Annotated in this window: 25 protein-coding genes and 1 pseudogene; 17 read left to right on the top strand and 9 right to left on the bottom strand. The window is 66.2% G+C overall.

Annotated elements, in window-relative coordinates:
- Positions 1-192 precede the first annotated feature (192 nt).
- From IB256_RS25495 to IB256_RS25530, 8 genes are all read left to right on the top strand, one after another.
- Entirely contained in the window at positions 193-528 is a 336-nt protein-coding gene (locus IB256_RS25495; protein ID WP_192295618.1) for a hypothetical protein, read from the top strand.
- 74 nt (positions 529-602) lie between these two features.
- Positions 603-1268, top strand: coding sequence for a M24 family metallopeptidase (locus IB256_RS25500; protein ID WP_192404586.1), 666 nt, complete (start codon positions 603-605; stop codon positions 1266-1268).
- A gap of 15 nt (positions 1269-1283) precedes the next feature.
- Positions 1284-1625, top strand: a complete 342-nt coding sequence (locus IB256_RS25505; RefSeq protein WP_192295616.1) for a gamma-glutamylcyclotransferase family protein — start codon at positions 1284-1286, stop codon at positions 1623-1625.
- A 285-nt stretch (positions 1626-1910) separates the two neighbouring features.
- Positions 1911-2126 (top strand): hypothetical protein, encoded by a 216-nt coding sequence (locus IB256_RS25510; protein ID WP_192295615.1) that lies wholly within the window; start codon positions 1911-1913, stop codon positions 2124-2126.
- Between the two features lie 374 nt (positions 2127-2500).
- Positions 2501-4000, top strand: coding sequence for an APC family permease (locus tag IB256_RS25515; protein ID WP_192404588.1), 1500 nt, complete (start codon positions 2501-2503; stop codon positions 3998-4000).
- Positions 4001-4118: 118 nt separating this feature from the next.
- Entirely contained in the window at positions 4119-5300 is a 1182-nt protein-coding gene (locus IB256_RS25520; protein WP_192404589.1) for an iron-containing alcohol dehydrogenase, read from the top strand.
- A 270-nt stretch (positions 5301-5570) separates the two neighbouring features.
- Positions 5571-6254: a DUF2272 domain-containing protein gene (locus IB256_RS25525; protein ID WP_192404590.1), complete on the top strand. Its 684-nt coding sequence runs from the start codon at positions 5571-5573 to the stop codon at positions 6252-6254.
- Positions 6255-6286: 32 nt separating this feature from the next.
- Positions 6287-6895 (top strand): hypothetical protein, encoded by a 609-nt coding sequence (locus IB256_RS25530; RefSeq protein WP_192295612.1) that lies wholly within the window; start codon positions 6287-6289, stop codon positions 6893-6895.
- 1 nt (position 6896) lies between these two features.
- On the opposite strand, the gene IB256_RS25535 is transcribed toward IB256_RS25530, so the two are convergent.
- The gene (locus tag IB256_RS25535) at positions 6897-7799 is read right to left on the bottom strand and encodes a LysR family transcriptional regulator (RefSeq protein ID WP_192295611.1); all 903 of its coding nucleotides are present in this window, start codon (positions 7797-7799) and stop codon (positions 6897-6899) included.
- 143 nt (positions 7800-7942) lie between these two features.
- Here IB256_RS25535 and IB256_RS25540 point away from each other — a divergent pair.
- Positions 7943-8427, top strand: a pseudogene (locus IB256_RS25540) (GFA family protein).
- Positions 8428-8430: 3 nt separating this feature from the next.
- On the opposite strand, the gene IB256_RS25545 reads toward IB256_RS25540, so the two are convergent.
- Positions 8431-8646 carry a hypothetical protein gene (locus IB256_RS25545; RefSeq protein ID WP_225601954.1) on the bottom strand — a complete coding sequence of 72 codons (216 nt, stop codon included), beginning with the start codon at positions 8644-8646 and terminating at the stop codon, positions 8431-8433.
- A 107-nt stretch (positions 8647-8753) separates the two neighbouring features.
- Between IB256_RS25545 and IB256_RS25550 the strand changes: the two genes are divergently transcribed.
- Positions 8754-10262, top strand: coding sequence for a winged helix-turn-helix domain-containing tetratricopeptide repeat protein (locus IB256_RS25550; RefSeq protein WP_192404591.1), 1509 nt, complete (start codon positions 8754-8756; stop codon positions 10260-10262).
- Positions 10263-10503: 241 nt separating this feature from the next.
- On the top strand, positions 10504-11493 hold the full coding sequence (locus IB256_RS25555; RefSeq protein ID WP_192295607.1) for an AraC family transcriptional regulator: 990 nt from the start codon (positions 10504-10506) through the stop codon (positions 11491-11493).
- 98 nt (positions 11494-11591) lie between these two features.
- Here IB256_RS25555 and IB256_RS25560 read toward each other — a convergent pair whose 3' ends face one another.
- Positions 11592-13529, bottom strand: coding sequence for a tyrosine-protein phosphatase (locus tag IB256_RS25560; RefSeq protein WP_318653576.1), 1938 nt, complete (start codon positions 13527-13529; stop codon positions 11592-11594).
- Between the two features lie 130 nt (positions 13530-13659).
- Positions 13660-14052: a GFA family protein gene (locus IB256_RS25565; RefSeq protein ID WP_192295606.1), complete on the bottom strand. Its 393-nt coding sequence runs from the start codon at positions 14050-14052 to the stop codon at positions 13660-13662.
- Between the two features lie 214 nt (positions 14053-14266).
- Between IB256_RS25565 and IB256_RS25570 the strand changes: the two genes are divergently transcribed.
- Positions 14267-15481: an MFS transporter gene (locus tag IB256_RS25570; RefSeq protein WP_192295605.1), complete on the top strand. Its 1215-nt coding sequence runs from the start codon at positions 14267-14269 to the stop codon at positions 15479-15481.
- A gap of 192 nt (positions 15482-15673) precedes the next feature.
- Positions 15674-17944 carry a TonB-dependent receptor gene (locus IB256_RS25575; protein ID WP_192404592.1) on the top strand — a complete coding sequence of 757 codons (2271 nt, stop codon included), beginning with the start codon at positions 15674-15676 and terminating at the stop codon, positions 17942-17944.
- A 273-nt stretch (positions 17945-18217) separates the two neighbouring features.
- Here the strand turns inward: IB256_RS25575 and IB256_RS25580 are convergent, their stop codons facing one another.
- Both IB256_RS25580 and IB256_RS25585 read right to left on the bottom strand, forming a co-directional pair.
- A complete protein-coding gene (locus IB256_RS25580) occupies positions 18218-19594 on the bottom strand; it encodes an ATP-binding protein (protein ID WP_192404593.1) in 1377 nt (458 codons plus the stop codon).
- Positions 19594-20316: a response regulator gene (locus IB256_RS25585; protein ID WP_192404594.1), complete on the bottom strand. Its 723-nt coding sequence runs from the start codon at positions 20314-20316 to the stop codon at positions 19594-19596. The genes IB256_RS25580 and IB256_RS25585 overlap by 1 nt, the downstream gene beginning before the upstream one ends.
- A 188-nt stretch (positions 20317-20504) precedes the next feature.
- Between IB256_RS25585 and IB256_RS25590 the strand changes: the two genes are divergently transcribed.
- From IB256_RS25590 to IB256_RS25600, 3 genes are read left to right on the top strand one after another with little or no spacing between them, the layout of a single operon-like run.
- Complete coding sequence (locus IB256_RS25590; RefSeq protein ID WP_192404595.1) at positions 20505-21650, top strand: ABC transporter substrate-binding protein; 1146 nt, start codon at positions 20505-20507, stop codon at positions 21648-21650.
- Positions 21647-22711 (top strand): FecCD family ABC transporter permease, encoded by a 1065-nt coding sequence (locus IB256_RS25595; RefSeq protein ID WP_192404596.1) that lies wholly within the window; start codon positions 21647-21649, stop codon positions 22709-22711. The genes IB256_RS25590 and IB256_RS25595 overlap by 4 nt, the downstream gene beginning before the upstream one ends.
- The gene (locus IB256_RS25600; protein WP_192295601.1) at positions 22708-23487 is read left to right on the top strand and encodes an ABC transporter ATP-binding protein; all 780 of its coding nucleotides are present in this window, start codon (positions 22708-22710) and stop codon (positions 23485-23487) included. The genes IB256_RS25595 and IB256_RS25600 overlap by 4 nt, the downstream gene beginning before the upstream one ends.
- Positions 23488-23491: 4 nt before the next feature.
- Here the strand turns inward: IB256_RS25600 and IB256_RS25605 are convergent, their stop codons facing one another.
- Positions 23492-23983, bottom strand: coding sequence for a DinB family protein (locus tag IB256_RS25605; protein WP_192295600.1), 492 nt, complete (start codon positions 23981-23983; stop codon positions 23492-23494).
- Positions 23984-24099: 116 nt separating this feature from the next.
- Between IB256_RS25605 and IB256_RS25610 the strand changes: the two genes are divergently transcribed.
- A complete protein-coding gene (locus IB256_RS25610; protein WP_192404597.1) occupies positions 24100-24942 on the top strand; it encodes a LysR family transcriptional regulator in 843 nt (280 codons plus the stop codon).
- A 3-nt stretch (positions 24943-24945) separates the two neighbouring features.
- Here IB256_RS25610 and IB256_RS30815 read toward each other — a convergent pair whose 3' ends face one another.
- Both IB256_RS30815 and IB256_RS25615 read right to left on the bottom strand, forming a co-directional pair.
- On the bottom strand, positions 24946-25071 hold the full coding sequence (locus tag IB256_RS30815) for a hypothetical protein (protein ID WP_263864850.1): 126 nt from the start codon (positions 25069-25071) through the stop codon (positions 24946-24948).
- Between the two features lie 100 nt (positions 25072-25171).
- Positions 25172-26095, bottom strand: a complete 924-nt coding sequence (locus IB256_RS25615) for a 2-hydroxyacid dehydrogenase (RefSeq protein ID WP_192404598.1) — start codon at positions 26093-26095, stop codon at positions 25172-25174.
- Positions 26096-26167 lie beyond the last annotated feature (72 nt).

Below are 26167 nucleotides of genomic sequence, written 5' to 3' on the forward strand. Positions count from 1 at the left end.
GACCTTCTCCAGTGCCCGCGCCTGCCTCGGCAAGCGACGGCTATCTGACTGATTTTCCGCAGTTTTTCGTGTCACCTGGGGCCACCGGGAAAGCGAGTACAGCAAGCGCCGCATCCTTCCTATCATGGCAGCCACAACGAAGCCGGCAAGGCGAGCGGATGAACCGCAGCGGCCGGCCCGGGAGATCCCGCCATGAGCCACAAGAGCCACACCGCGCAACTGGACGACGACATCTGCGTGCACATCTTCGCCGCGTCCGGCGCCATGGTCGGCGTGTGCCTGACGGTAGTCGGCATCCTGCGCATCATCGTCGGCCAGCACCGGGTCGACATGATCGGCCAGGACATGCTCGCGCTGAACACGGTGATCTACCTGGCCACCACCCTCGCAGCCTATTTCGGCCTGCGCACCCGCAAGCTGCAGCGCAACCATCGCCTGGAGCGCCTCGCCGACACCCTGTTCCTGGTCGGCTTGAGCATCACTACCCTGACGACCGCCTTCATCGCCTGTGCAATGTCCTGCTGTTGAGCCCGCGATTGAATTTCCCTACCGGTATGTAGAAATATATACGGCGATAAGGTTGTCGCTCAGAGAGAAGAAGAATGAATACCGCCGTGTACGCCAAGGAAGCCGTCGGCGCGAATTACGCGCTGGAATCGATGCAATACGCCCAGGCTCGCACCTGGGAAGCCGTGGACGCCATCGCCGCCGCGATCGTCCCCGGCATGACCGAACTGGAGGCCGTCGCCATCGGCAAGCAGGTGCTCGCCGACCTGGGCATGGAGCGCATCTGGCACCCGCTGCTGATCCGCTTCGGCGCCAATACCCTGAAGACCTTCAAGCAGCGCTCCGAGGGCAACCCGGTGCTGGGTGAGAACGACATCTTCTTCATCGACATGGGCGTGGTCTGGCGCGGCCATGAAGGCGACGCCGGCGCCACCTTCGTGACCGGCGACGATCCGCAGATGACAGCCTGCGCGGCGGCGGCGAAGACGCTGTTCAAGCGCGTCGAGGCGCGCTGGCGCGAGACCGGCTGCAGCGGCGTCGAGCTCTACGACTTCGCCCACCAGCAGGCCGAGACCATGGGCTGGAAGCTCAACCTGGACATCAAGGGTCACCGCGTCAGCGACTTCCCCCACGCCATCTACCGCGCCGGCGACCTGGGCGACTACGCCGAGCATCCCCACGGTGGCCTGTGGATCCTGGAAATCCAGATCGCCCACCCGAGCAAGGCCTACGGCGCCTTCTACGAAGACCTGCTGGCCTGACCCGGAGCCCCTGCGATGACTGAAAACGTACTGCTGTTCTCCTACGGCACCCTGCAGGACAAGGCCGTGCAACTGGCCAGCTTCGGCCGCGAGCTGCAAGGCCGCGGCGACGCGCTGGTGGCCTTCCGCACTGACTGGGTGGAGATCACCGACCCGGCCGTGCTCGCCACCAGCGGCAAGACCCACCACCCCATCGTCCAGTACAGCGGCGAGGAGGCCGACCGCGTGCCCGGCACCGTCTTCGAGATCACCCCGCAGGAACTGCTGGCAGCGGACGCCTACGAGGTATCCGACTACCAGCGGATCAATGTCCGGCTGCAGTCGGGCCTGCAGGCGTGGGTCTACGTGAAGGCCTGACAACAGGCCCGACTCGTTAGGCGCCTTGCATGGATTCATTAGCAGGGCTTCAGGGTTGGCTATTTCGCGATCAGCGACAGGTTGACCGCATTCTCCCACCAAGCCAGCTATTCCGCTGGCTGCAAGGCAGCTCCCGACTCGACGAGGGCTGGCCTGAATCAACTGGCCTGCGCGATTCGATCATTCCCAGCAGTTTTCCTCATGGGTTCGTGCGGTGACCGGTCAGTAGACTGTGGCCACTCGCGAGCAACACCTACCTGAAGTCCACTACCCGAGAACTCCTTCATGAAACTGCTCACTGCCAGTGTCCTGTCCCTCGCTGCCCTGCTCGCCAGCCAGGCTTCCATGGCCGAAGAATCCGCCCTGATGACCAACCGCCTGACCAAGTCCAACTATCAGGCCATGCAGGCCACTCGCGCCAAGACCGACGCCGAGCAGCAGACCGCACAGAACGCCCAGCCGGAAGCCGAGAAGAAGGCCGGGCAAGACAAGCACTGCTGATACTGCTGTACGCCGGGAGCGCGCCGTCGCTCCCGGTTCCCGCCTTTCCCGCTCCTTACCTGCCCTCCGCCCAGCCTGATCGCTGGTACGCCCGCTCCTGCACGGGCAATCCCCTGCCTGCCCTGGCATCATTCCGGCAACCACCCCACAAACATCAGCCTCAATTGATGTCAGCCCAATCAAATATGAATTTTTCCTGATGCGGCAGCACCCTACTCTGGCTCTGCGCTGCACTGACAGCGCCAGCTACTCAGCCGTCCCTAGAGACGCGGGTTCTCGATAACAACTCCAACTGCCCCGAGGATCTCCCATGCGCCTTCGCCCACTCATGCCTGGCCGTGAATCCCCCTTTTCCCTGAACACCGGAGGCCGGCATGTTTGACCTTCGCAGCTCCACCGTCGCCAGTGGCGACGAAAGCCTGCTCGCCAGCCACGGCTACCGCCAGGAACTGGACCGCGGGCTGAACCTGTGGTCCTCGTTTTCCGTCGGCTTCGCCACCATTTCCCCGGTCGTCGGCATCTACTCGGTGATGTCCCTGGGCGCCATGAGCGTCGGGCCGTCGTGGGTGTGGATCGTGCCGCTGTGCCTGCTGCTGCAACTGAGCGTGGCGCTGGTGTACGCCGAACTGTCCTCGCAGTTCCCCCTGGCCGGCGGCTGCTACCAGTGGGTGCGCCGACTGATCGGCGACCGCGCGGCCTGGTTCACCGGCTTCCTCTACCTGGCCTCTGCCCTCGCCTCGCTGACCACGGTTGCCTACCTGGGCGGCTTCTGGCTCGGCCTGCTGGTGACCGGCGAGCCGCCATCGGCCAACGCCCAGGTCCTCTGCGGCGCGGCGCTGTTGGCCCTGGGCCTTGGCGTGAACCTGCTGGGCATCAACCCACTGAAGTACTTCGTCAACGCCGGCATCTTCGCCGAGGCCATCGCCTCCATCGGCATCGGCGTGCTGTTGTTGCTGTTCTTCCGCAACCACTCCTTCGAGATGCTGTTCAGCAGCCTGAATGCCCTGGAAGTCTCCGGCGGCACTTACTGGTCGGGCTTCCTCACCGCGCTGGCGGTGGGCGGCTGGGCCTTCCTCGGCTTCGACGCCTGCTCGCAGATTTCCGAGGAAACCACCGATGCCCGCGTCTCCACGCCGCGCGCCATCCTGCGCTCGATGCTGGTCGTCGGGCTGACCGTGATGCTCACCGCCTTTGCCGTGACCCTGTCGTACAAGGACCCGGCCGCCGTGGTCAGCGGGCAGATCATCGACCCGGTGACCCCCGCCGTGGTGGACGCCTTCGGCGCCTGGGCCGAGCGGCCGTTCGTGGCCATCGTGCTGGTGGCCTTCGTTGCCTGCGTGGTGTCGGTGCAGACCTACATCGGCCGCGCCATCTTCGGCATGGCCCGCGATGAAATCCTTCCCGGTTCCGCCCTGCTGCGTCGCGTGGACAAGCGCAAGGTGCCGATGGCCGCGATGGTCTGCAGCACCCTGCTGGCCAGCCTGGGCCTGGCGCTGGGTCTGAACGCCACCGCAGTGGGCACGCTGATCGCCTTCGGCAGCGGCGGCTTTTTCTTCGTCTTCCTGATCGTTGCCGCCAGCGCGCTGTATGCCCGCCTGAGCGGTCGCTGGGACCCGGACAAGGGCGCACTGAAGCTGGGCCGCAAGGGCCTGCTGGTCAACGTCATCGCCGTGGCCTGGCTGGTGTTCGAGGCGATCAACGTGGCCTGGCCGCGGGAAATGCTTGCCCCACCCGGCGCGCCCTGGTTCCAGGTCTGGGCGGTGGTGGTGGTGTTCTCCGTGCTCGCCCTGTTCGGCCTGGCCTACCTGTTCATCGCCAAGCCGCACCGCCGCATCGCCACCAGCCTGAGCTTCGCCGGCCGCGCGGTCGGCTGAGCCTCCTCGACTGAATCAGCGGCGCCGGTACGCTCCGGCGCCCTCCTTCCCTTCCTGCCTGGCCGGGCCGCCTTGCGCCCCGGCGCGGGAAGGTCATGCCTGCAATCCGGAGCTTCCCATGTCCACCCTGAACTACTGGAACTACCCCACGGAAATCCTCTGCGGCGTCGGCGCCCTCGACCAGTTGGCCGAGCGCTGCCGTCTCGCTGGAATGCGCAAGCCGCTGCTGGTCACCGACCCCGGCATGCTCGAACTGCCGCCGCTGCACGAAGTGCGCCGCCGCCTGGAAGCCGCCGGCATCGATTACGCGCTGTTCCACGGTTTCTCCAGCAACCCCGCGCTGGAGGAAGTCACTGCCGGCGCCCAGGCCCTGGCCGAAGGTGGCCACGAATCGCTGATCGCCCTGGGGGGCGGCAGCGCGCTGGATGCGGCAAAGGGCATCGCCCTGCTCAGCCGTGATGCCGATGGCCTGCGCCATTTCGAATGGTCACAGCTGATCGCGCAGTACCCGACCCTGGGCGATCATCCGGCCCTCGACCTGCCGCCGCTGATCGCCATTCCGACCACCGCCGGCACCGGGTCCGAACTGGGCCGTGAAGCCGTACTGACCGACACCTCGCGCGGCATCAAGATCGTCGTCGGCCACCGCGAATTGCTGGCCCGCTCGGTGATCCTCGACCCGGCGCTGACCGTCGGCCTGCCGAAGTCGCTCACCGCCGCCACCGGCATGGACGCCCTGACCCACCACCTGGAGTCGCTGTTCTCGCCGCTCTACCACCCCATGTCCGCCGGCGTCGCCATCGAAGGCGTGCGCCTGGTCAAGGAGCACCTGCAGCGCGCCGTCCACAACGGAACCGACCTGGCCGCCCGTGAAGGCATGCTGGTGGCTTCGGCCAGCGCCGCCGTGGCCTTCCAGAAGGGACTGGGCGGCGTGCATGCGCTGGCCCATCCGCTGGGCGCCAGGCACCACAAGCATCACGGCCTGCTCAATGCCGTGCTGTTGCCTTACGTGCTGGTTGCCAACCGCTCGGCCATCGAGGCGGACGCCACGCGACTGGCGCGTTATCTGGAACTGCCGGAAGCCAGCTTCGATGGCCTGCTCGGCTGGGTGCTGGAACTGCGCTCGTCCGTGGGCATTCCCCATACGCTCAAGGAACTGGGCCTCAATGGCGAAGACGCGCCGTGGGTCGGCGAGCAGGCGGTGGCGGATATTTCCTCTTCCGAAACCAACGCCCTTCCACTGCAAGCCGAGGACTACTCGCGCATCTATCTCAACGCGATAGCAGGACGGCTTGCATAACCCTTTACGGCAGGACGGCACCGGTGGAGGTTAACCGACGTCCTGCGCTCGGGTTCCGGATGACGGGCAGTGAAGCCTGCTCGTCGCCGGAGCCGTGCGGCCACTTCGGCCCAGGCCCCATCCTCTCCAATGGAAATAATGCAGATATCCAAATTGCAGAACCAATTCCGAATGACTCGATAAAATTAGAAGCCGGTCCCTCGGAAGTAACCGCACAACCGCCAGAATACGCAATCGGCCCTGTCATGAAAACAACGTCAGGAAACCACCATGTTCACAGACGAATTACTGGAGCGTACAACTTCTGAATGGGAAAGATTCGGAAAGGACACCGGCCGCAAAGATAAATACATAGCCCCGGACAAATCCACGACCACGGAAAAGTCCACCGGTGGCAAGCTCAACCCAAGAAAGGAAACTGTCGACCCCTACTCCAGCCGGATAGCCGATTACTGGTTGGCGGTAGAGAGCAAGGATTACAAGAGTCTGGTCCAGACCTATGCAAAGGACAAGGGCAAGCTCGATGGCACCATCAATATTGCCTGGTCGGCGGCTTTTATTTCCTATTGCATGCAAATGGCCGGGGCCGGTGCATCCTTTCCTTACTCGCCAGGGCACTACCGCTGGATATACAACTCGATCAAGAACAGAAAAACCAACAAGCTCTCCGCAAGCCTGGTTGGCTACCGTCCCGCAGAACTACCCTTGAAACCCGGCGATCTGCTGGGCAAGTCGAGGATCCCTGGAGTTGCCTATGACAACGTGCTCGATGTTGGCTGGTTTGAAAGCCATTCGGATGTTGTCGTCGAGGTCGACGCTGGCGAGAGCAAGGCATTCGTTATCGGTGGCAACGTCGGCCAATCGGTGAGCAAGGTCGAAGTGAAGCTGACTCCCGAGGGGCTGGTTGCGAACCCTGCTGAATGGCTCGTGCACATCAGAAACAACATTCAGTAACAGCGACCGGGTTTTCGACAGGGAGAGTAGCCATGGCTAACAACGAAGCCAGTCCATCATCAATTCTAGGCAACGGAAATACCGCACCCTTCATATCAGTTGCCCTGGGATACTGCCTGTTAATTTCACTGCCATTTATTGTCTTCCTGCTGATACAAGCATTAAGCAGCGGCCCGCAGGGAGAAAAGACCATCCCGGGATGGTTGTCGGAGACGACCTACGTGGTCATAGTCCGACTGGCGTTATTCAGTGCAGTTTTATGCTTTGGGGCTCTGGGATCGGCAATCAGCCTGATCTCCAGAGTACGCAACGGCGAAGCATTGCTTCCCGTCGTAACGGTACACGAACTGATATCGGTGCAGACCATTGGCGCTGTCTTTGCGCTAGTGCTTTCTCTCATTTTCATGGGCAACCTGATAGCCGGTTCCATCTTTCCAAGCTGGGACCCTTTCTACACCATCGTCTACTCCCCTCCTGCTTTTGCGAAGTTGCTGGTTTGGTCTTTCATCGCCGGGTTCTTCGAGCGTTTCGTCCCTCATATGCTGGACAATCTTTCGAAGCGGGCCGACGAACAGGAAGATGAGCAACCACGCCTTCCATTTCCCCGGAAAGACGTATCAGACGAAAAGAGCGAGTCGTGACTTAAGCCGACAGGCCGTGCACGCTCAGCAGGTCTTCTATGAAGGCGCGGGCGGCCTCGCTGCGGGGGCGCCCGGCGTAGGTGATCATGCTGTGCGTCACCTCGTAGCAGAGCTTCTCTGGCAGCAGCGGCTTCATCCGCCCGCGCTCGACCCAGATGTTCGCGTAGTGGGTCGGCAGGTAGCCCAGGTGCGTGCCGGCCAGCACCGAATGCGCCACCGCCTCCATGTGATGCGCGGTGGCGCTGCTGCGTTCGGGGCGGAACGGCAGCTCCTGGTCCGCCGGCAGAAAGCCATGGCGCACCCAGTTGTACTCGGCGATCTGCTTCAGCGTTGGCTTGCGCGCGCTGAACAGCGGGTGGCGCTCGCCGCAGAACACACCGATCTCCTCGGTGTACAGCGGCAGGTAATCCAGCGTCGGCCGGGTGCGGCTGAAGTAGGAGATCGCCAGGTCCAACTGCCCATCGATTACCGCCAACTCCAGCTCGGTCGGCGAGTTAACGTAGAGGTTCAGCTGCACGTCCTGCTCGCGACCGTGGAAGGCCGCCAGGGTCTCGTCGAAGCGCGCCTGCGGCAGGGTCGTGACGTTGTCCGCCAGCCCCAGGTACAGCTCACCGACCAGTTGCCCGGACAGCGCCTGCGCCTGGTCGCGGAACAGCCCGATGGCGTCGAACATCGCCTGCGACGCTTCGAGAATCCGCTGCCCCTTCGCCGTCAGGCGGAAGCCGCCCTTGCCGCGCTCGCACAAGCGGTAGCCCAGGCGTTTTTCCAGGCTGCCGATGTGCATGCTGATATTCGACTGGCTCATGTTCAGCTCGGCCTGCGCCGCGGTGAAGCCGCCGCACTTCACCACGGTGGCGAAGATGCGCAGCAGGCGCAGATCGAGGTCGGTGAAATTCCTGAGCATGGGCAGAGTCCGGCGCCGGGCGGGCGGCTAGTCTACTGCACGGGGCGGAGCCAGTCCCGCTGGTGCGATCCGATGGAATTCCCGGCGCGCCCGCGAGTCCCTGTCCAGGTATCCCTCAAAGCCCACCAGCAGGGAGAGACGCCATGCTGCTCGAAGGTTCCTGCCACTGCGGCGCAGTGCACTTCAGCCTGCACAGCGCCCACCCTACCCTTACCAGCGCTGCTACTGCTCGATCTGCCGCAAGACCCAGGGCGGCGGTGGCTATGCGATCAACCTCGGCGGCGAGGCTGCCAGCCTCAGGGTGCGCGGGCGCAAGCACATCAGCATCTACCACGCGAAGATCCGCGAGGAAGGCCAGCGCACCCAGACCAGCGGCGCCGAGCGGCATTTCTGCAGCCAGTGCGGCAGCGGGTTGTGGCTCTACGATTCACGCTGGCCGGAGCTGATCCACCCCTTCGCCTCGGCCATCGACACGCCCTTGCCAGTTCCCCCCGAGCACACGCACCTGCTGCTGCGATCGAAGGCCGGCTGGGTCGAGGTGGAGGCCGGGCCACATGACCTGCAGTTCGACGATTACCCGCAGGAGTCCATCGCCCATTGGCACCAGCGCCTCGGACTGGAACAGTGACAGTCATGCGCGCCAGAACGGCTTGGCAATCTCCTGTGCCACCCGGTGGCGCGTCAGGCCGATGTCCTCGATCAGGTGCGGATTGGCCCTGGCCATGCAGGCGAGCTGGCGGCGGACCCGCGCACGCGTCTGCCAGAGCGCAAGCAGTTGCAGCAGGGACGGCAGGCTGAACGACCGGCGCGAGGCTTCCGGCAGCAGCAGGCGGGGAGTATGGTTCATGGCAACCTCCATTCGACTCGTGCCTCATGGGGCCGAGCATGGCGGTCGTCAGTGGCGCCGTCCTCAAGCGGCGCCAAACACTTCCAAAAACTTGCAAAGGGGGCGTCATGCAGCAATCGCGTCTGGCTTTCGGCCCCTTCGTGCTCGATGGCCCAACCGGCGTGCTCAAGCGCAACGAGCAGCCCGTCACCATCGGTTTTCGCGCGCTGAACCTGTTGCAGACCCTGCTCGAGCGGCCGGGTGAGATTCGTACCAAGGTCGAGCTGATGGATGCCACCTGGCCAGGCCTTGTAGTCGAGGAAGGCAACCTCACCGTGCAGATCGCCCACCTGCGCAAGGTGCTCGGCGAAGCAGCGGACGGCAGCTCGTGGATCACCACCGTGCCCCGTGTCGGCTACCGCTTCAGCGCTGCCGTGCAGCGCCTGGCGGACGCACCGCGCACGCCGCCGGCCTTGCCGGAGGAGCCATCCATAGCCGTGCTGCCCTTCGTCAACCTCGGCGACGACCCGCAGCAGGCCCTCTTCGCCGACGGTCTGACCGAAGACCTGACCACTGAGCTTTCGCGGGTCGGCGGGCTGTTCGTCATCGCCCGCACCTCGGCCTTCGCCTACAAGGGCAAGGCCATGGACGTGCGCGAGATCGCCCGCGAGCTGGGCGTGCGCTACCTGCTCGAAGGCAGCGCGCGGCGTGCCGATGCGCGCGTGCGGATCAACGCCCAGCTGGTGGACGCCTGCACCGGCGAGCATATCTGGGCCGAGCGCTTCGAGAGCCGCCTGGAAGACCTCTTCGACCTGCAGGACCAGCTCACCGGGCAGATTATCCAGGCCCTGCTCGGCCACCTGCGCACACCGCTGCCGCGCAACCGGCCGAAGAACCTGGAAGCCTACGAACTCTGCGTGCGCGCCCGCCAGCTGATGGATGATTCACCGCTGGCCGCACGGGAAGCACACCTGATGCTCAGCCGCGCCATCGCCCTCGACCCGCAGTACGCCGAGGCGCGGCGCTGGCTGGCGATGAACCACTGGATGGGCTGGATACACAGCGGCGGCCCGACCACGCTTGAGCGCGAGGCCGCCCTGGCGCAGGCGCGCGAGGCCGTGGCCATCGACCCCAACGATGCCGGCTGCCGCTGGAGCCTGGCTTACCTGCTGAGCTACGAGCGTGAATACGCAGAAGCCGATGCGCAGTTCCAGCGCGCGCTCGAGCTGGACCCCAATGACGCCGACGCCTGGACCGCGCTGTCCGATGTCAGGGTGCTGGCCGGGCGCATCGACGAAGGCCTGGAGCACATCCGCCGGGCCTTTCGCCTCAACCCCTTCCCCGCCGGCTGGTACTACCTGACGCTGGGCCAGGCGCAGTACGCGGCGCGCGATTACCAGGGCGCGATCCAGACCCTGCGCCGCGACGAAACCTATCGCAGCAGCTCGCGGCGTTTCCTCGCCGCCAGCCTCGCGCAGCTGGGCCGGCTGGACGAAGCCCGTGCGGAAACCGAGTTTTTCCTGGTCACCAACCCGGACTTCAGCATCCGTCACTGGGTGGAGACCGAGCCCCTGCGGGACGGAGCGGTGCGCGAGCACTTCGTCGAAGGCTTCCGCAAGGCGGGACTGCCGGATTGACGGGTTGCGTCACCTCGTAGGGCGCATAACCCGGAACGGGGGATCCGCCGGCCACCCTGGCGGATAACGCTAGGGGCGTTATGCGCCCTACACCTGCATCACCCTTTGATTGAAACGGCGGGCGGACTTCGCGCCGGCATCACGGATTTGTAATCCACGCCCGCTAACTTGCTCGCCCACATTCCGCACCCCGGCACACAACAGCCGGAGCGGCCCGACCGGCGCTGCCAGAAGACGGACCATGACGGTAGACACGAGCACCTCGCGCAAGCAGTTCCTGATCCGTTCCGAGAACATGACCGCCGATGATTTCGGCGAGCTCTACACGCGGATGTTCGGCAACCTCTATTCGGGGATGCCGCGCCCCGAAAAGCCCATCGCCATCGGCGGGGTCTACGGCCGCTACGAGGGTGTGAGCTTCCGCCGCCTGAGCTTTCGCGGTGACCTGCTGGCCGAGATGCCGGACCTGGACGACGAGATCACCTTCATCTTCCCCAGCGCCGGCCGCGTCGTCTTCAACCAGTGCAGCGACAGCATCGGCCTGCCCAGCGTCGGTCTGGCCATGGAGAAGGCCTCGGTACGATCGGTCGGTTTCATCGACGGCCACGCGCACCATGGTCTATCCGTGCGCCGCTCACTGTTCGCCCGTCGCCTGGCGACCCTGCTCGGCCGGCCGATCAGCCACAAAGTGCGTTTCCAGCCACGGGTGGACCTGAGCAACGACGCCTTCCAGGGCATCAAGGCCATCGTCGCCATGGCCACCGGCAACGAGTTCGACCTGCTGATCAATTCCAGCGCGTTAATGCCGGCGCGCCTGCAGGAAATGCTGGTGGACTCGGTGCTGGAAATCTGGCCGCACAACTACAGCGACGCACTCAGGCGCCCCGCCCCGCAGATCGCTCCGCGCCACGTGAAGCTGGCCATGGACTACATCCAGGAGCATCCCGATGCGATGGTCAGCGGCAGCGACCTGGCCGAGCTGACCAACGTCAGCCTGCGTGCCCTGCAGGACGGTTTTCGCCGCTTCGTCGGCAGCTCCATCGTCGCCTACCAGCGCGAAGTGCGCCTGCAGCGCGCCTATGACGCGCTGCAGCAGGACAGCGCGCAGTCGGTCAGCGAGATTTCCCTGGCGCTGGGCTTCAGCAACGTCGGCCGCTTCTGCCAGTATTTCCAGAACGCCTACGGGGTGAGCCCGGCGGACCTGCGCAGGAACCTGACGCTGCCCGTGTAGGGCGCATGACCCGAACGGGTTATCCGCCGTACTCGCTCTTCGAATGCAAACGGCCCGGCGGGTATTCCCGACGGGCCGTTCTTACAGCGCGGTACCGATCAGAACTGGTAGCTGGCCTTCAGGCTGCCACTGGCACCATGGCTGCCGCTACCGCCCAGTACGCCAGCTTCGGCGCCGACGCTGAAGTCGCCCTGGCTGGCGGTCAGGCTGAACGCGCCGCTGAACTGGTCGCGGTTGTCGAAGGCGGCACGCTGGGAAACGTCCAGGCCCAGCAGGTGGCCTTCGCTGTCGACCTTGTAGTCACCCAGCGCGTGGTCGTAGCCCACTTCCAGGCCCGGCACCATCTGCCAGCCGCTACCCAGCGCCACGGGAGCGAAGGAAGCCTTGAGGTTGGCATAGGCGCTGCGGCGGTTCTCGCTCATGTCGTCGACGTCCAGCGCCAGCTCGCTGCCCTTCTCCTGGAAGCCGTCCAGGTCCAGGTGGCTGTAGCGCAGGCCGATGCTCGGCTCCAGGGTCACGCTGGATACCGCCGTGCGATAGCCCAGCGCGATGCTGCCACCACTGAGGTTGCCGCTGGTGTCGCTCTTGGCTTTACCCAGGCCGCCGCCGATGTCGCGCTTGCTGTCGTAGTCGAGCCAGCCGTAGCTGAGGTCGGCATCGACGAACAGGCCCTGTTCCAGGCCGTCGAGGGCAAAGCGCGCGCCGCCACGGATGAAGGTCAGGTCGGTATCCACGTCACCACCGGCGCCGCCGATGCTGCCCTTGCTGTAGCCGAAGCCGGCGTTGCCGCTGAGCTGCTCGGAGAAGCGCTGGGTCACGCCGATCATCATGCCCTGGGTGTGTTCGTTGCTGCTCTCGGCGCTGGAGGTGGCGGAGTTGCCCTGGTAGCCGGCCAGCGCGGTGGTCCACAGGCGGGTCTGCCCGGTCTTCAGGTCGACACCACTGGCATAGGGCGCGGCGGCGCGGTCGATCAGCGCATCCTGGCGCAGCAGGTAGCTCGCCGCGTCGGCATGCACCTGGCCGCCGACGGTGGACTCGACACCGCCTAGGGTGCCAGCGTCGATGGCCGACTGCAGGTAGTAGTTGTAGGCGGTGTAGTCGCCGGACAGGCTGCTGTTCTGCAACTGGGTCAGCAACTGCGCGCCGGCGGCAGCGTTGCCGGAGAGGCCGGCGACACCCGGCAGGGTGCTGTAGTAGACCATCTTGCCGCGCAGCACGTAGATGGTTTCCTGGGACAGGCCGAGGCCTTCCTTCAGGTAGTTGTCCATGGTGCCGTATTCGGCGGTCACTTCGTCCAGGCCGGCCTGCAGGTAGCTGGCCTGCACACCCAGCAACGGCTCATAGATGGCCGCCATGCTCGCCGGCAGCATCGCCAGGGTCGCCTTGACCCGCGCGGCGGTGTAGTCGTTGGTGGCCAGGTAGTTTTCCATGATGGTCTGGCTGTCCACCCCGGCGATGCTCAGCAGCACGGCGGCGGTCCAGCCGGTGCGGTCCTTGCCGGCGGTGCAGTGGAACACCGAGGCGCCGTCGGCGGCGGCCAGCTCGTTGAACAGCGTGGTGAACTGGCTGCGCATGCCGGCGTCGCTGACGAAGGCACGGTTGGTCTCTTCCATCATCTCGATGGCCTGGGCGGCGCTGGTGAAGGAGATATTGGTGACATTGGCGCCGGAGGTGGTGCTGCCGATGATGTCGATGTTCTGGTAGGTCGCACCCGCCGGCAGGGTGTCCGGCGTGCCGGCGATTTCGCTCGGGGTACGCAGGTCGAACACATCACTGATACCCAGGCTGTTCAGTACCGCCAGGTCCGTGCCCTTGGGCGTCAGCGCGTTGGAGCGGTAGAACACCCCGGAGCGCATCACACCATCGTTGGACGTGGTGTAGGCCGTGGTGGTGCCGGCGATGTCACGGAAGTTGTCGATACCGGTCAGGTGCGGAGTGTCCAGTGTGTAGGTCTCGGCCGCGTTGGCGCCGGCGATGGACAGACTGAGCAAGGACAGGCCGAGGGTGGATGCGGAAAGCAGAGCGCGATGGAACACGATGTAGCCTCTTTGAGCTTTGTTGGCGGGGGCTACTATCGGTGGCGCTCGGGACTCGAATGTGACAGTTCCGCGCCCGGTGCAAATGGGCGCGCGATCTGTCCGTGAGCTGCGTTTTCTGTCCGTGCGGCTAGTCTTCGCTGCGCCCGCCGGACTCGCGGTCGCGCTCGTAACGATGGCGCATGGGGAACGCCGGCAGCCACGCCTCGCGGCGGCAGGTCCAGAGTTCGTAGGTGGGCTGGAAGCGGTCCGGCTCGTCCAGCGCACCGAGGCTCACTTCCACTTCGTCGCCGCTACGGCCGAACACCGAGGAACCGCAGCGCGGGCAGAAGCATCGCCCCTGATACTCCTGCGTGTCGCCTTCGATACGCACGGCGCTCTCGGGGAAGATCGCCGAGGAGTGGAACAGCGCGCCATGGTGCTTGCGGCAGTCCAGGCAATGGCAGATACCGACCCGGTAAGGCTGGCCCGTCGCCTCGATACGCACGCTGCCGCACAGGCAGCTGCCGGTGGTCTTGTCCATGTTTTAGCGCCTCTCGTGCCCGAAGAAGATGGGTTGACCGGCTCTGGCGGCGCCCGCTCCGCCAGTCCGACGCGTGGCAGATTTGGCCGTTTCGCGATATTCGTCGTCCGGATCGCGTGAGACAGCCAGGGTCCGCACGCCTAGCATAGGCCTCCCAATACGAAGAACCCGGCGCGCCCTGCCCGCGCGCCACACCTTGCTGCCCCGGAGTCCCATGTCTACCACCGCTTCTTCCCTGGCCACGCCGTCCGTGGCCAGCCAGGCCAGCCCGCTGGTCATGCGCGTGATCGGCGCGTGCGCCCTCGCCCACCTGACCAACGACCTGATCCAGGCCGTGCTGCCGTCGATCTACCCGGTGCTCAAGGCCAACTACGGCCTGAGCTTCACCCAGGTCGGCCTGATCACCCTGACCTTCCAGCTCACCGCCTCGCTGCTGCAGCCCTGGGTCGGCTACCACACCGACCGCCATCCCAAGCCCTGGCTGGCGCCGCTGGGCAGCATCTGCACGCTGATCGGCATCCTCATGCTGGCCTTCGTCGGCAGCTTCCACGCCATCCTGCTGGCCTCGGCGCTGGTGGGCATCGGCTCCTCGACCTTCCACCCGGAAACCTCGCGCATCGCGCGGCTGGCCTCCGGCGGGCGCTACGGTCTGGCACAGTCCACCTTCCAGGTCGGCGGCAATGCCGGCAGCGCCTTCGGCCCGCTACTGGCGGCGGCCATCATCATTCCGTACGGCCAGGGCAACGTGGCCTACTTCGGCCTGTTCGCGGTGTTCCTCGTCGGTGTGCTCTGGGGCCTGAGCCGCTGGTACAGCCACCACCTCAACCTGTTCAAGCTCAAGGCCGGCGGCGTGGCCACCCACGGGCTGTCCAAGGGCCGGGTGACCGCGTCCCTGGTGGTGCTGGCGCTGCTGGTGTTCTCCAAGTACTTCTACATGGCGAGCTTCACCAGCTACTACACCTTCTACCTGATCGAGAAGTTCGACCTCTCGGTGGCCAGCTCGCAGCTGTACCTGTTCGGCTTCCTCGGCGCGGTGGCGGCCGGCACCTTCTTCGGCGGCCCGGTGGGCGACCGCATCGGCCGCAAGGCGGTGATCTGGTTCTCCATCCTCGGCGTCACGCCCTTCACCCTGGCGCTGCCCTACGTCGACCTGTTCTGGACCAGCATCCTCAGCCTGGTGATCGGCTTCATCCTCGCCTCGGCGTTCTCGGCCATCGTGGTCTACGCCCAGGAACTGGTGCCGGGTAACGTCGGCATGATCGCCGGGGTGTTCTTCGGCCTGATGTTCGGCTTCGGCGGCATCGGCGCGGCCTTCCTCGGCCACCTGGCCGACATCCACGGCATCGAGTACGTCTACAAGCTGTGCTCCTACCTGCCGCTGCTGGGCTGCCTGACCATCCTGCTGCCGTCCACCAAGAAGAAAGCGTAAGCCTTCTGCCGCCGGCCTCGAGCCGGCGGCAGACCCTTCGCCCGGCCGTTCGTGCGCGGGCAAATGTAATGGATTGTTGTAAAGCGCCCCGAGCCTCGCCGGCGATACATTTGCGCCGCCTGGGCCACGGGCCATCACTGTTAGCCTTCCAGCAATGCAAATAACTCGCATTTGCCGGAGAGCTTTCCGTCCATGTCGTCCCGCCTGAACCTCACTCCCGTTACCCGTTCCGAAGCACCTCTCACCCTCGCCCCCATCGTCGGCCTCGCCACCTTCATGGCGATCCCACTGAGTGCCTGGGCGGATCAGCCGCCCACGACCGATGACCAGGACGCCCTGGCCCTGCCCGACAGCACCGTGCAGGCCACCCGGGAATCGCCTTACAAGGTCGACCGCGCCAGCTCGGCGAAGAACACCGAAGCGCTGCGCGATACCCCGCAGAGCGTCACCGTGCTTTCCGAGACGCTGCTCAAGGAGCAGAACGCCCAGAGCCTGAAGGACGCCCTGCGCAACGTGCCGGGCATCACCTTCAACTCCGGCGAGGGCGGTGGTGGCGTCGGCGACAGCCTGACCATCCGCGGCTTCAACGCCGACGGCAATATCTACCGCGATGGCGTGCGCGACCCGGCCAAGTACTCGCGCGACGACTTCTTCAACACCGAAGGCGTGGAGGTCTTCAAAGGCTCCAGCACTGCCGCCTGGGGCGTCGGCGCCGTCGGCGGCGCGGTCAACCTGGTGACCAAGACCCCACAGCTGGACGACTTCAACCTGCTCAGCGGCGGCGTCGGCACGGCCAACTTCAAGCGCGGCACGCTGGACGTGAACCACCGCATCGACGGCCTCGGCGAAGGCGCGGCCTTCCGCGTCAACGTGATGGGCGCCAACACCGGCACCGACGGCCGCAACTGGGTCGGCGACGAGCGCTACGGCTTCGCGCCGTCCCTGGCGCTGGGCCTGGGCACCGACACCCGCGTCACCCTGGCCTATGAGTACCTGCACGACAACGCCACGCCCGACTACGGCATCCCCACCGTCAACGGCAGCAACGGCAGCTCGCCGCACCGCGCCGGCGGCGCCAGCTGGAGCAGCTACTGGGGCTGGCGCAACCTCGACTACGAGAACAACGAATCGCACCGGGTGAACCTGAAGTTCGCCCACGACTTCAACGACGCCCTGAGCCTGGACAGCCGTTTCACCTGGTTCCACCTGGACCACGACTTCTTCGTCACCACCCCCGGCGGCGACCCGAACGCCGGCGCGCCCGGCATCCAGGCCGGCAAAGGCATCTACCGGCGCAACATCAACACGCCACTGCGCGAGCAGACCAACGAGACCTACAGCAACCAGACCAACCTGACCTGGCGCGTCGACACCTTCGGCATCGGCCACACCCTGGTCGGCGGCTTCGACCTGAGCAAGCAGACGCTGGACTCGAAGACCGGCGCGCTGTCCGCCGCCAGCCGCAACGCCATGGGCAACCTGCCGGTGACCAGCAACGACTGGTCGAAGTACCCCTACGCGCTGGACACCTACACCTCCGCCAAGCAGTCGGTGGAGCAGCTGGACAAGGCCTTCTACCTGCTCGACACGCTGAAATTCGACGAGCACTGGCAGCTGCACCTGGCTGCCCGCCAGGATCACTTCGACACCCGCGTGCTGGACAGCCAGACCCGCGCCAGCCAGAGCGCCGCCTGGGTCGACAAGGGCAGCTCCTCGCAGAACGAGAAGCTCACCAGCGTGCACACCGCGCTGACCTACAAGCCGGTGGAAAACGGCAGCCTCTACGTCAGCTACGCCAACGCCAGGCAGCCTTCGGGCGTGCTCGCCGTGGCGCAGACTGGCAGCATCGCGTCGACCAAGGGCGACCGTGGCAAGACCTACGAAGTGGGCAGCAAGTGGGAGTTTCTCGACGGCCAGTTGGCGCTCAATGGCGACGTTTTCGAGACCAAGCGCCAGTTGACCTACATCGATGACGAGGAGCTTTCCGCCTACACCGGCGGCGAGGAGCGGGTACGCGGCGTCGAGCTGTCCGCCAGCGGCAACATCACCCGCAACTGGTCGCTGTACGCTGCCTACGTGCACCAGAACAGCAAGCTGGTGAAGCCCTACAACGGCTCGGACAAGGGCGTGCAACTGGCCAACACCCCGCAGAACGCCCTGAGCCTGTGGAGCACCTGGCAACTGCCGGACGACCTGGCTCTGAGCTATGGCGTGCAGTACGTCGACGACGTGAAGATCTACCCCGGTCTGGGCTCGACAATGACCCGCGCCGGCCAGACCACGGTGCCCGGCTACGTGGTGCACGACGCCATGATCAGCTGGCAGGCGACCCAGGACGTGCAGCTGCGCCTGAACGTCAACAACCTGTTCGACAAGCACTACTGGAGCCAGTACAACGGCCGCGGCTACGGCGTGCCCGGTGCGAGCCGGGGTGCGGTGCTGAGTGCGGACTATTCGTTCTAAGTGAGGACAGCCTGCGCCGAGCCTGCTTTTCGTAGGATGGCGTGGAGCGAAGCGATATCCATGCTGCAGTCGGGTATCGAGGCCGCTCGGGGCCGGTTACGGAAACGCTGCTGGCCCGTCCATCTCTTCAACCGCGAACCTGTCCGCCAACAGGACTCCCTCCCCGGAAACCCGGCGTGCGGGTTCGCGACCCAATCCCCGCTCCTGCAGGGGAATCGAAACCTGTCGATTGTCCGCACGAGGGCCGGCGGGATTTTGTAGGGGTGTTCTACTTCAGGCCCCGCGGTCGAACAGCAGCGTCGCTTCCAGCCCGCCACCGTCGCGGTTACGCAACTCCAGCCGACCATGGTGCGCCGCGGCGATGGTCTGGGCGATGCTCAGCCCCAGCCCATAGCCGCCGGTGGAGCGATTGCGCGACGGCTCCAGCCGGTAGAAAGGCTCGGTCACTCGCTCCAGCTGCTCCGCTGGAATACCTGGCCCGCGATCCAGCACACGGATACGCAGAACCTGTTCGCTGTCCTCGACCTCGATATCAGCACCACCGGCATAACGGATGGCGTTCTCCAGCAGATTGAGCAGCGCCCGCTGCAGGCTCAGCGGGTAACCGGCCAGCGGTTGCAGCGCGCGCCCGGACAGCGAAACCCGCTCGCCCTGCTCCTCGAAATCCGCCTGCAGGCTCTGCAGCAGCGCGTTCACATCGAGGTGCTGCCGCGCCTCGTCGAGGTCGCTGCCGCTGATGAAATCCAGGGTCGCGGTGACCATGCCTTCCATGTCGTCGAGGTCCTTGCGCATCTTCTGTCGCGCGGTCTCGTCGTCAAGCATCTCGGTGCGCAGGCGCAGGCGGGTGATGGGCGAACGCAGATCGTGGGACACGGCCGCAAGAAAGCGCATGCGCTCGCCGAGGTTGTGGATCAGCCGCTGCTGCATGGCATTGAATGCGCGGGCGGCGCGGCGCACTTCCAGCGGGCCTTCCTCGGCCAGCGGCGGCCGCTGGATGTCCTTGCCCAGGCCTTCGGCGGCGCGCGCCAGCTTGTCCAGCGGACCGATGGCCAGGCGCACTGCCAGCAGGGCCAGCAGCACCACCACGAGGATGCGCAGCAGGTACAGGCGCAGCAGGTAATCCAGCGCCACGTCGAGGGTCGACTGGCTGCTCCAGCCCTGCCCTTCGATCATCGCGATGCGCAGCCAGCGGCCATCGTCCAGCGGCGCCTCCAGCAGCAGGTGCGCCTTGGCGCCATTGCCGGTGAAAAGCCCGGTCAGCCCGCTGCGCTCGCTGGCGCCCTCATGCAGTTCCACGCGCAACAGGCGCAGCCCTTGTGAGTCGCCGCCCTGATCGTGAACCGCGCGACGAAGCAGGCGCTCGGCCGCTGGATCGAAGGAGCCATCCGGCTCGTCCGCCGAATCCACCAGGCGCGCCTCGAACCCCGGCCGATCGAGCGCGCTCAGCGCCTGCGTAAAGCTCTCCGGCTGACGCTGGTGCAGGTGCTGCAGATCAGTCAGCCGCGCGGCCGCCAGGCGCAAGGGAATCTCCAGCGCCTGGGTGTGGCGCACGTCGTACCAGATGCTGCCGGTGAGCACCTGGGCGGCGATCATCCCGCCCACCAGGATCACCACCAGCCGCCCGAACAACGTGCGCGGCCACAGGCGCATCAGGCGCTGACCACGTCTTCGGCGGTGAGCATGTAGCCCTGGTTGCGCACGGTGCGGATCAGCTTCGGTGACTTCGGGTCGTCTTCCAGGTGCTGGCGCAGGCGACTGACGCAGACATCGATGGCACGGTCAAATGGCAGGCGCTCCTTGTCGAACACCTGGCGCAACAGGAAGTCACGGCCCAGCGGGCGATTGGGATGCTGCAGCAGCAGGCGCAGCAGGCGGAAATCCGAGCCGGCCAGGGCGATGCTCAGGCCGGCCGGCGAGCGCAGGTGGCGGGCGCGGGTGTCCAGCTCCCAGCCGGCGAAGCGCAGGGTCGCCGCCTCGTCCACCTGGGCGCGCTGCGGGAAGCTCTGCACCCGTCGCAGCACCACCTTGATCCGCGCCAGCAGCTCGCGCGGGTCGAAGGGTTTGGGCAGGTAGTCGTCGGCGCCCATCTCCAGGCCGATGATGCGGTCGATCAGCGTGCCGCGCGCGGTGAGCATGATCACCGGCACGTCGCTGCGCGCGCGCAGGTCGCGGCACAGGGTCAGGCCGTCCTCGCCGGGCAGCATCAGGTCGAGCACCACCAGGTCCACCGGCTGCACTTCCAGCTGGCGCTGCATCTCGCGGTCATCAGCGGCGGCGGACACCTGGTAGCCCATGCCCTTGAGGTAATCGGCCAGCAATTGGCGGATCTCGGGATCGTCGTCGACGACGAGGATGTGGTCTGGCCTGGACATCGGGAAACTCGCGGCGGGTCGCTATCGTTCCGGCTGTCGGCAGGGGCTGCACGGCGCAAATGTAATGGAATGTTGTGGCGCGGGATTTCGCGCCCCTCCAATACAAAGCCGCCCGGCTCGCCCGCGACGGCAGCGGTAGAGTGGATTGCAAATGCGATTAATTCTACTTCATGCCCAGGTCGTTCCGCATGCCCTTCCTGTCGTCCCGCGCTTCCCGCTCCCGCCTGACTCAGTCCCTCGCCACCCTCGCCCTGCTCTGCCTCGGCTGGTTCGGCCTCGCCCTGCCCGCCCAGGCGCTCACCGTCACCGACGTGCTCGGGCGCAAGGTCGAAGTGAACGGCAACGCCCAGCGCGTAGTGCTGGGTGAAGGCCGACTGTTCTTCGCCCTCGCCCTGCTCGACCGCGACAATCCCTTCCAGCGCGTGGTCGGCTGGCAGAACGACGTGCGCCTGCTCGACCCGCACACCTTCGACGTCTACGCCCAGCGCTTCCCCCAGGTGAAGCAGATTCCGCTGATCGGCCAGGCCTCGGAGCAGAGCGTCAGCGCCGAACAGATTCTCGCGCTGAAGCCAGACCTCGCGGTGTTCAGCATCGCTGGCGAAGGCCCGACCCAGCACAGCCCGATTGCCGACATCCTCGCCGCCGCCGGCGTGCCGGTGCTGTTCGTCGACTTCCGCGTGCACCCCATCGAGGGCGTGCGAACCAGCCTGACCGCGCTGGGCTCGGCGCTCGGTCGGCAGGCCGAGGCGGACCAGTACCTGAAGTTCTACGACACCCACCTGCAGCGCATCCGCGATGGCGTGGCCGGGCTGGACGACGCGCACAAGCCCAGCGTGTTCCTCGAACTGCTGGCCGGCGTCTGGCAGGCGCCGGGCCACACCACCGGCAAGAGCGGCCTGGGCAGCGTGATCGACACGGTGGGCGGACGCAACATCGCCGCCGGCGTGGTGCCCGGCGCACTGGGCGACATCAGCGTGGAGTACGCGCTGTCGGCGAAACCGGATATCTACATCGCCACCGGCAACCGCAATCCGGGGCTGATCCTCGGCGCCGGCGTCAGCCAGCAGCAGGCCCGCGAGAGCCTGCAGAAAGTCCTGCAGCGCCCCGAGTTCGCCACCCTCGACGCCATCCGCAACGGCAAGGCCCACGGCCTCTGGCACGACTTCTACAACTCGCCGTTCAACATCCTCGCCATCGAAGCCATGGCGCGCTGGGTCCACCCGGAACGCTTCGCCGATCTCGACCCGGCAAAGACGCAGGCGCAGATCAACCAGGACTTCCTGCGCATCAGCCTGGACGGCACCTACTGGATCGACGCCGGCCAGTCTGAATGAACGCCGCCCTGGACAAGATCGACCTGCAGCAGGCACGCCACGAGCGCCGGCTGCAACTGCGCCGCCGAGGGGCGGTGCTGGTCGCGCTGCTCGTCTTGCTGCTGGGCTCAATGGCCTGGGACCTGCTCAGCGGGCCGTCCGGGCTGACGCCCGCCGCGCTGTTCCATGGCCTGCTGCATCCGGGCGAACTGGAGCCGAGCCAGCGGGTGATCATCTGGAACGTGCGCCTGCCCTACGCGGTGATGGCGCTGCTGGTAGGCGGCGCGCTGGCCCTGGCCGGCGCGGAAATGCAGACCATCCTCGACAACCCCCTGGCCAGCCCCTTCACCCTTGGCGTGTCCTCGTCCGCCGCACTGGGCGCCTCGCTGGCGATCTTCTTCCATCTGGGCAACGCCTGGCTCTCGGCCAACGCTGCGGTGTCGCTGGCGGCCTTCGTCTTCGCCTGCCTGTCGCTGGTGCTGCTGCAACTGCTTTCGCGCCTGCGCGGGGGCGGCGTGGAAAGCCTGGTGCTGTTCGGCATCGCCCTGGTGTTCAGCTGTAATGCGGCGGTGGCGCTGCTGCAGATGATGGCCAGCGAGGACGTGCTGCAGCAGCTGGTGTTCTGGACCCTCGGCAGCCTCGCCCGTGCCGACTGGCACAAGGCCGGCGCGCTGGCCCTGGTGCTCGTGCTCTGCCTGCCGTTCTCCCAGGCGGCGGCGTCAAGACTCACCGTGCTGCGCATGGGCGAAGACCGCGCCCGCAGCCTCGGTGTGGACGTGCGCCGCCTGCGCCGCTTCGCCCTGTTGCGTATCTGCCTGCTGTCGGCGTGCGCGGTGGCCTTCGTCGGCACCATCGGCTTCGTCGGCCTGGTCGGCCCACACATTGCGCGCATGCTGATCGGCGAGGACCAGCGTTTCTACCTGCCGGCCAGTGCGCTGGTCGGCGCGCTGCTGCTATCGCTGTCGTCGGTGGCCAGCAAGCTGCTGATGCCGGGATTGATCGTGCCGGTGGGCATCGTCACCGCGCTGGTGGGTGTGCCGATTTTCATCACGCTGATCTGCCGGGGAGGACGCAGCGCATGAGCCTGCTCGCACAGAACCTGACGGTTGCCTACCGCCATCACGCGGTGGTCCACGACGTGACGCTGCCGGAGCTCAAACGCGGCACCCTCACTGCCCTGATCGGCCCCAACGGCGCGGGCAAGTCCACCCTGCTGCGCGGCCTTGCGGGCCTTGAGCGTGTACGCGGCGTCCTGAGCCTGGACGGTCAGTCACTCGCCTCGCTGTCGGTTGGCGAACGCAGCCGGCGCATCGCCTACATGCCGCAGAACCTGCCCGGCGGCATCGCCCTGAGTGTGCTCGACGCGCTGCTCGCCAGCCTGCGGGTCAACCCATTCGACACCGAACTGCGTCGCGCCGACCCGCTGGCCGCCGCCCTCGAAGCGCTGCGTCGGGTCGGCATCCTGCACCTGCGCGACCAGCGCCTGGACCGCCTCTCCGGCGGCCAGCGGCAGATGGTCAGCCTGGCCCAGCTGCTGGCGCAACGCCCGCAGGTGTTGCTGCTGGATGAACCCACCAGCGCGCTGGACCTGAACTACCAGCTGCGGGTCATGCAGTGCGTGCAGGAAGAAGTGCGCCGCCACGGCCTGATCGCCATTGCCGTGCTCCACGACATCGGCCTCGCCGCGCGCTATGCGGATCAGCTGGCGGTGCTGAACCAGGGCCGACTGGTGGCTGCCGGGGGCGCCGAATCCATCCTCACGCCGCAACTGTTCGGCGAGGTGTACGGCGTGCAGGCGCGGGTAGAACGCTGCTCGCGGAAGACCTTGCAGATCATCATCGACGAATTGGCCTGCTGAGCCCTCAACCTTCGCGGCGCTCGGGCTGGGTGGCGTGCACGAACACCGTGTAGGTGTCCGCTGGGTGCGCCACGCCGGCCTGATCCAGCGCGCGGGCAATGGACCCACGGTGGTAGGTGGCGTGGTTGAGGATGTGGAAGAAGATCTCCTCGCGGGTCAGGCTGCCGCTGCGGCCATCGGTGAAACGGAAGCGGATGACTTCCGCCGCGCGCTCCGGAGTCAGCGCGGCAAGCTGTTCGACGTACCACTGGCCGGAGGTCAGCAGGCGCTCGCGCAGCTCGGCATAGCCAGGCACCGACTGGGTATTGGTGGCCGGGTGCGGGTCCGCTTCGCCCTGCAACCGCGCGCGGAACAAGTCCTCGACGATGGCCAAATGGTTGAGCTGCTGGAGGGCAAAGGCGTGTTCCTCGGGGAAACGCTCGGGCTCGATCCGGGCGATGGCATCCAGTGTCCGGCGGTCCGACCAGCATTTGTAGGCGAAGGCCTGGATCAGCATCGCGATTCCTTGTCAGCAGCTACTCAAGACGAAGGCCGCACTGTAGCGCATCCAGCGCTTGGGTTGTGCCGGCCCAGCTGCCAGACTGCAGCCAGCCCCAAGGACGATTCGCTGCCATGAAAACCCCTGATATAGAAGCTATCCGCGCCTTCCTGCTGGTCGCCGACCTGAAGAGTTTCACCCGCGCCGCCGAAGCCACCGGCGCCACCCAGGCGGCCATCAGCCTGAAGATCAAGCGCCTGGAGGAATCCCTCGGCCGTCCGCTGCTGGAGCGCACGCCGCGCCGCGTCACGCTGTCGGCCCACGGCGCGGTGTTCCTCGCCAGTGCCCGCCGCCTGCTGGCGAGCTACGACGAAACGCTGCGCTGCTTCGACACGCCGCGCCGTACCCTGCGCATCGGCGTCAGCCACCACATCCTCGGCGCCGACCTGAGCCATTGGCTCAAGCGTCTGGCACAGGCCGATCCGGAGGTGATAGTCGCCTTCAGCCTCGGCACCTCGCGGCAGATGCTGGAGAGCTACGAGGAAGGCGCGCTGGATATCGCGCTGATCCTGCGCCACGACAACCGCCGCCAGGATGGCGAGGTGATCGGCACGGAGCGTTTCGCCTGGATGGCCGCCGGATCCTTCGAGCTGGCCGACGCCGCGCCGCTGCCACTGGCGATCCAGCCGGCGCCCTGCGGCATGCGCAGCATGGTCGAAAACGCACTGCAGACGCAGGGCCGCAGCTGGAGCGAAGCCTTCGTCGGCTCGGGGATTCTCGCCATCGGCGCGGCGGTGTCGGCCGGCATCGGGATTGGCGCCATGGTCGAACGCATGGCGCCGGCGGGCTGCATGGATGTGCGCGAACGCTTCGGCTTGCCGGAGCTACCGCCCCGCGACGTGGTGCTCTACAGCGCCCATCGCGACGCCCAGACCCGCGCGCTGATCAGCACGCTGAGCCAGGCCATCGCCGCCTGATCCTCAGTGCAGCAATACACCCACACGCGCCAGGAATAACACCAGCGCGAGGATCAGCGAGCCGCACAGGGCAACGGCGGCAAAGTGGGTGAAGGCGAAGTCGCGGGCATCAATTGGTTCGTGGTCCATGAACGGCACTTCCTGAACGGCGGTTGGGAGCCGCCAGTATCGAAAGTGCCGTGCGGGACAAACAGCGCGCGCCGGCTATTTCAGTGATAAGCGAAACGTGTCAGTAACCGGTCTGGCGATTCACCGTGTGCAGCAGCTCGGCGCCCTCCAGGTCGCGCAGGATGTTCTTCGCCACCACCGCCGCGCCGCCTTCCACCTGCATGGTGCTGGCGATGTGCGGAGTGACCCAGACGTGCGGGTGCGACCACAACGGATGGCCCTCGGGCAGCGGTTCCTGCTGGAACACATCGAGGATCGCCGCGCCGACCTGCCCCGCATCCAGCGCCGCCACCAGATCGGCCTCCACCACGTGCTCGCCGCGGCCGACGTTGATCAGCCCGGCCCCCTTTGGCAGTTGCGCCAGGGTCTCGCGGTTGAGAATGCGGCGGGTGCTGTCGGTCAGCGGCAGCAGGTTGACCAGGATGTCGCACTGCGACAGGAAGCTCGCCAGTTCCTCGGGGCCGGTGTAGCTCTGCACCCCGTCGATCTGCCGCGCGGAGCGGTTCCAGCCCAGCAGCTGGAATTTCAGGTGGCGCAATTGCGCAAGGCACGCCTGGCCCAGCTGGCCGAGGCCCATCACGCCGACGCGGCTGGTCGCCGCTGGCAGGATGCTCAGCGGCTCCCAGACCTGACTGGCCTGCTGCACGCGGTAGGCCGGCATCTCGCGGTGCAGGGCCAGCGCCGACATCACCACGAACTCGGCCATGATGTCCGCCAGGGAGTCATCGACCATGCGCACCAGCGCCACCGACTCGGGGATCTTCGACAGGTCGAACTGGTCCACCCCGGCTCCCGCCGCGAACAGCACGCGCAGGCCGGTGTAGCGCTCGATATCCTCGACCGCCTTCCAGGTCATCAGGTAGGTGACACGCGCCGGGTCGACCTTGTCGAAGCCTTCGACGAATTCCAGGTCCGGCACCTGGGCGGCCAGCAGGGCTCGCCACTTCTCGGCGTGTTCGGGTTCGGCGTTGTAAAGAAAGATCACGTCCTGTTCCTCGCTCTTGTTGTTCGCACGTCCTGGCAGTTAACCAGCCGACCTGCGGGAGGAACACCATTG

It is taken from the genome of Pseudomonas sp. PDM17 (genome assembly GCF_014851985.1).
In the GTDB taxonomy this organism is placed as follows: domain Bacteria; phylum Pseudomonadota; class Gammaproteobacteria; order Pseudomonadales; family Pseudomonadaceae; genus Pseudomonas.

Bases quoted from the DNA above. Each gene is read 5' to 3' on its own strand.
- IB256_RS25495 (WP_192295618.1), top strand. From the start codon at position 193: ATGAGCCACAAGAGCCACACCGCGCAACTGGACGACGACATCTGCGTG.
- IB256_RS25500 (WP_192404586.1), top strand. From the start codon at position 603: ATGAATACCGCCGTGTACGCCAAGGAAGCCGTCGGCGCGAATTACGCG.
- IB256_RS25505 (WP_192295616.1), top strand. From the start codon at position 1,284: ATGACTGAAAACGTACTGCTGTTCTCCTACGGCACCCTGCAGGACAAG.
- IB256_RS25510 (WP_192295615.1), top strand. From the start codon at position 1,911: ATGAAACTGCTCACTGCCAGTGTCCTGTCCCTCGCTGCCCTGCTCGCC.
- IB256_RS25515 (WP_192404588.1), top strand. From the start codon at position 2,501: ATGTTTGACCTTCGCAGCTCCACCGTCGCCAGTGGCGACGAAAGCCTG.
- IB256_RS25520 (WP_192404589.1), top strand. From the start codon at position 4,119: ATGTCCACCCTGAACTACTGGAACTACCCCACGGAAATCCTCTGCGGC.
- IB256_RS25525 (WP_192404590.1), top strand. From the start codon at position 5,571: ATGTTCACAGACGAATTACTGGAGCGTACAACTTCTGAATGGGAAAGA.
- IB256_RS25530 (WP_192295612.1), top strand. From the start codon at position 6,287: ATGGCTAACAACGAAGCCAGTCCATCATCAATTCTAGGCAACGGAAAT.
- IB256_RS25535 (WP_192295611.1), bottom strand. From the start codon at position 7,799: ATGCTCAGGAATTTCACCGACCTCGATCTGCGCCTGCTGCGCATCTTC.
- IB256_RS25545 (WP_225601954.1), bottom strand. From the start codon at position 8,646: ATGAACCATACTCCCCGCCTGCTGCTGCCGGAAGCCTCGCGCCGGTCG.
- IB256_RS25550 (WP_192404591.1), top strand. From the start codon at position 8,754: ATGCAGCAATCGCGTCTGGCTTTCGGCCCCTTCGTGCTCGATGGCCCA.
- IB256_RS25555 (WP_192295607.1), top strand. From the start codon at position 10,504: ATGACGGTAGACACGAGCACCTCGCGCAAGCAGTTCCTGATCCGTTCC.
- IB256_RS25565 (WP_192295606.1), bottom strand. From the start codon at position 14,052: ATGGACAAGACCACCGGCAGCTGCCTGTGCGGCAGCGTGCGTATCGAG.
- IB256_RS25570 (WP_192295605.1), top strand. From the start codon at position 14,267: ATGTCTACCACCGCTTCTTCCCTGGCCACGCCGTCCGTGGCCAGCCAG.
- IB256_RS25575 (WP_192404592.1), top strand. From the start codon at position 15,674: ATGTCGTCCCGCCTGAACCTCACTCCCGTTACCCGTTCCGAAGCACCT.
- IB256_RS25580 (WP_192404593.1), bottom strand. From the start codon at position 19,594: ATGCGCCTGTGGCCGCGCACGTTGTTCGGGCGGCTGGTGGTGATCCTG.
- IB256_RS25585 (WP_192404594.1), bottom strand. From the start codon at position 20,316: ATGTCCAGGCCAGACCACATCCTCGTCGTCGACGACGATCCCGAGATC.
- IB256_RS25590 (WP_192404595.1), top strand. From the start codon at position 20,505: ATGCCCTTCCTGTCGTCCCGCGCTTCCCGCTCCCGCCTGACTCAGTCC.
- IB256_RS25595 (WP_192404596.1), top strand. From the start codon at position 21,647: ATGAACGCCGCCCTGGACAAGATCGACCTGCAGCAGGCACGCCACGAG.
- IB256_RS25600 (WP_192295601.1), top strand. From the start codon at position 22,708: ATGAGCCTGCTCGCACAGAACCTGACGGTTGCCTACCGCCATCACGCG.
- IB256_RS25605 (WP_192295600.1), bottom strand. From the start codon at position 23,983: ATGCTGATCCAGGCCTTCGCCTACAAATGCTGGTCGGACCGCCGGACA.
- IB256_RS25610 (WP_192404597.1), top strand. From the start codon at position 24,100: ATGAAAACCCCTGATATAGAAGCTATCCGCGCCTTCCTGCTGGTCGCC.
- IB256_RS30815 (WP_263864850.1), bottom strand. From the start codon at position 25,071: ATGGACCACGAACCAATTGATGCCCGCGACTTCGCCTTCACCCACTTT.